General features: G+C 75.3%; 3 protein-coding genes and 1 pseudogene. 2 read left to right on the forward strand and 2 right to left on the reverse strand.

The genetic code is table 11. The annotated features are described in order from the left end of the window. Together lnt and EF918_RS33580 are read left to right on the forward strand one after the other, a co-directional pair. Positions 1-1,456 (forward strand): apolipoprotein N-acyltransferase (lnt, locus tag EF918_RS33575; protein ID WP_125652670.1); only part of this gene is annotated, 1,456 nt, incomplete at its 5' end. Between the two features lie 10 nt (positions 1,457-1,466). Continuing rightward, the gene (locus EF918_RS33580) at positions 1,467-1,964 is read left to right on the forward strand and encodes an NUDIX domain-containing protein (RefSeq protein ID WP_125652671.1); all 498 of its coding nucleotides are present in this window, start codon (positions 1,467-1,469) and stop codon (positions 1,962-1,964) included. Between the two features lie 27 nt (positions 1,965-1,991). Here the strand turns inward: EF918_RS33580 and EF918_RS33585 are convergent, their stop codons facing one another. Further along, on the reverse strand, positions 1,992-2,768 hold the full coding sequence (locus EF918_RS33585) for a serine protease (protein WP_125652672.1): 777 nt from the start codon (positions 2,766-2,768) through the stop codon (positions 1,992-1,994). A gap of 134 nt (positions 2,769-2,902) precedes the next feature. Continuing rightward, positions 2,903-3,818 (reverse strand): annotated as a pseudogene (locus EF918_RS33590) (hypothetical protein); the annotation flags it as partial.

Consider the following 3,818-nt stretch of genomic DNA (forward strand, 5'->3'; position numbering starts at 1 on the left):
GCGCCGCCCCCTGTGGTGGCTCGCCCCCTTCGCCCTCGCCCTGCTCGCCGGCTGCCTGCACGGGCGCCGGGCCCGGGCCGGTTTCGGGCTCGGGCTGCTGGCCGGGCTCGGTTTCCTGCTGCCGCTGCTGGTGTGGACCGGCGAGGAGGTCGGCCCGGTGCCCTGGCTGGCCCTGGCCACCGTCGAGGCGCTGTTCATCGGCCTCACCGGCCTCGGCATCGCCCTGGTCAGCCGGCTGCCCGCCTTCCCCGTCTGGGCCGCCGCCGTCTGGGTGGCGGGCGAGGCCCTGCGCGCCCGCGCCCCGTTCGGCGGCTTCCCCTGGGGCAAGCTCGCCTATGCCCAGGCCGACGGGATCTTCACCCCGCTCGCGGCCGTCGGCGGCACCCCGCTGCTCAGCTTCGCCGTCGCCCTGTGCGGCTTCGGGCTGTACGAGCTGCTGCGCGTGGCCCGTGACCATCCCCGGCGGGCCGCCGCCCTCGCCGCCGCCCTGACCGTGGCCGCCCCGCTCGGCGCGGCCCTCGCCGCCCGCCCGCTGGTCTCCGACGCGGCCGAGGACGGCACCGCCGTCGCCGCCGTCGTCCAGGGCAACGTGCCCCGGCTCGGCCTCGACTTCAACTCCCAGCGCCGGCAGGTCCTCGACAACCACGCCAAGCGCACCCTCCAGCTCGCCGAGGACGTCCGGGCGGGCCGGGTCCCCCGGCCCGACTTCGTGGTCTGGCCGGAGAACTCCTCCGACCTCGACCCGTACACCGAGCCCGACGCGTACGCCGTCATCGACCGGGCCGTCAAGGCCGTCGGGGTCCCCGTCGCCATCGGGTCGGTGCTGGAACCCGCGACCGGACCGCTGCGCAACACGATGATCCTGTGGGACCCGGTCAAGGGCCCCACCGACACCTACGACAAGCGGAAGATCCAGCCCTTCGGCGAGCGCATCCCGATGCGCGCCGTGGTCCGCCTGTTCAGCTCCGACGTCGACCGCGTCCGCCGCGACTTCGGCCCCGGCACGGAACCGGGCGTGTTCGCCATGAACGGCAGCCGCGTCGGCATGGTCACCTGCTTCGAGGCCGCCTTCGACGACGCCGTCCGCTCCACCGTCCGGGCCGGGGCCCAGGTGATCGCCGTACCCAGCAACAACGCGACGTTCGGCCGCAGCCAGATGACCTACCAGCAGCTCGCGATGGACCGGATCCGCGCGGTCGAGCACAGCCGGTCGGTCCTCGTGCCCGTCACCAGCGGGGTCAGCGCCGTGATCCGCCCGGACGGCACCGTCGTCCGGCAGACGCAGATGTTCACGCCGGACGCCCTGGTCGCCGAGATCCCGCTGCGTTCCTCCCCGACCCCCGCCACCCGGTTCGGCGCGCTGCCCGAGTACGTCCTGCTCGCCGTCGCCGCCGCCGGTCTGGTCACCGTGGGGGCCCGCCGGGTCCGCGCCCGGGGTGGCCGGCCGACCCCGTAAGGTCGGGGACATGTCCACACCTGACTGGATCCGTACCATCCGGGCCACGGCCGGCACCGAGCTCCTCGTGCTGCCCGGGGTCACCGCCGTCGTCTTCGACGACCGCGGCCGGGTGCTGCTCGGCCGCCGCGCCGACAACGGCGAGTGGTCGGTCGTCGGCGGCATCCCCGAGCCGGGGGAGCAGCCCGCCGACACGGCCGTGCGCGAGGTGTACGAAGAGACCGCCGTGCACTGCGTGCCCGAGCGGGTGGTCCTGGTGCAGATGCTCCGCCAGGCCGTCTACCCCAACGGGGACAAGGTCCAGTTCATGGACATCACCTTCCGCTGCCGGGCCGTGGGCGGCGAGGCGAAGGTCAACGACGCCGAGTCGCTGGACGTGGCCTGGTTCGACGTGGAGTCGCTGCCGGACATGCAGGAGTTCGCCCGCGACCGGATCCGGCAGGCGCTCAAGGACGAGCCGACCTGGTTCGCCGCCCCGGAGTTCGTTCCCGGGTTCGAGGTCGACTGACCGGGCCGGCCGGCACCTCCGGACGCCTCAGACCGTGCCGTCGGTCCCGTCCGCCGCCTCCGCCGAGGCGCGGCGGTAGAGGCCCTCGGCGAGGTCGCCCAGGACCGCGCTGTACGAGATGTCGTCCTCGGTCCCGCCGCCCTCGAAGCCCCCGAGCACCCCCGCCAGCGCCCCGTCGACCAGCCACGGGCTGCCGCTCGTCCCCCCGGCGAGGTCCGGGCAGCCGATCCGGCGCTGGGTCGGGCTCCACATGGTCGTGGCGTTGGAGCAGGTCAGCGGCTCCTCCACGGTGCTCGGGTAGCCGACGACCGTGACCTGCGCATCGGCCGGGGCGTCGGCGTCGACGGGGAAACCACCGACCACGTCCTCGATGTCGCGCCCGTCCAGCGGGGCGAGCGTGGCGAAGGCGATGTCCGCGTCCGGGTCCTCCGCGCCGGTCCAGCTCTGGTCCTGCTCGACCGCGGTCACCTGCCACACCCCGTACGGCGCCGCCCCGTCCCGGTAGCCCGGCACGAACACCGTGGTCTCCGGTGCGCCCAGGCAGTGCGCGGCGGTCGCGATCAGGTCGCGGCCCGCGCTGCGCACCACCGAGGCGGTGCAGAAGTGGCCGCCGTCCAGGCCCCCCGCGAACAGGGCGCCCACCCGGGCCGTCGCCGGATCCGCGCCGGCCACCGAGGTCACCCCCATCGGTGGCGTCGCCGCGGCGTCGCAGACGTCCAGCGTGAGCAGCGCGGACACGGTGGCCATCGCCAGGGCGATGCGCCCGGCCCGCCGGGTCTGTCGGTGGAGCGCACGGTGGATCATGTCTCGACCCTGCCGGGCCAACCTGTGACCGGAACCCCCGGCTCCTTAGGAATCCCCTGTGAATACCACCGTCACGCCGTCACGCCGTCACGCCGTCACGCCGTCACGCCGTCACGCCGTCACGCGTCACGCCGTCACGCCGTGCGCTCGTACACCGTCACCCGGCGCCCGCGCACCTGGACGTCCGCGGTCGCCCGGAAGTGCTCGCGCAGCACCGCCGTCTTCACCGCGTCCCGCTGCGTCGACACCGGACGGGCCACCGTCGCCGCGTCCGTCACCAGCAGGATCCGCCGCTGGGCGAGCATCGCCGCCCGGATCCGCGCCGGGTCCGCCTCCTCGCCCTTCAGCGTCCCGGACTCCAGCGGCCCCTGCTCCAGGGCGATGTCCACCAGGCCCGTGAACGCCGACGGGGTGACCAGCGCGGTGTCCCGGCGGGCCGCCGGGACGAACAGCACCGCGTCCCCGGCCTCCTTCAGCCGGGCCACCTCGGCGGCGGAGGCCAGCACGTCGTCGACCCGGCTGGCCGGCGACCGCTTGGCCAGCTCCAGCGGCAGCATCGCCACCGCCGCCACGGCGACCACCACCGGCACCAGCACCCCGGCGGCCCGCGGGAGGCGCGGCCGCACCGCCCGTACGGCCGCGCCCAGCGCCGCGCCGATCAGCAGGGCCAGCCCCAGCATGCTGAACAGCACGTACCGGTCCAGGAACAGCGGCTGCACCAGTGACAGCCCGATCAGCCCCAGCTGCGGCACCGCCAGCAACGGCAGCCCCACCGCCGCGACCGACAGACGGCCGGACCGCGGCCGGTCCAGCCACGCCCCCAGCCCGCCGACGGCCAGCAGGATCGCCGGGCCGATCAGCATGTGCCAGGTCAGCGGCGGTATCCACGACACCTGGCCGGACTGGCTCCGGCTGAACAGGATCAGCGGCAGCATCGCCACCGCCGCCACGGCGACCACCACCGGCACCAGCACCCCGGCGGCCCGCGGGAGGCGCGGCCGCACCGCCCGTACGGCCGCGCCCAGCGCCGCGCCGATCAGCAGGGCCAGC

This window comes from Streptomyces sp. WAC06614, from assembly GCF_003949795.1.
Classification (GTDB): Bacteria; Actinomycetota; Actinomycetes; order Streptomycetales; family Streptomycetaceae; genus Streptomyces.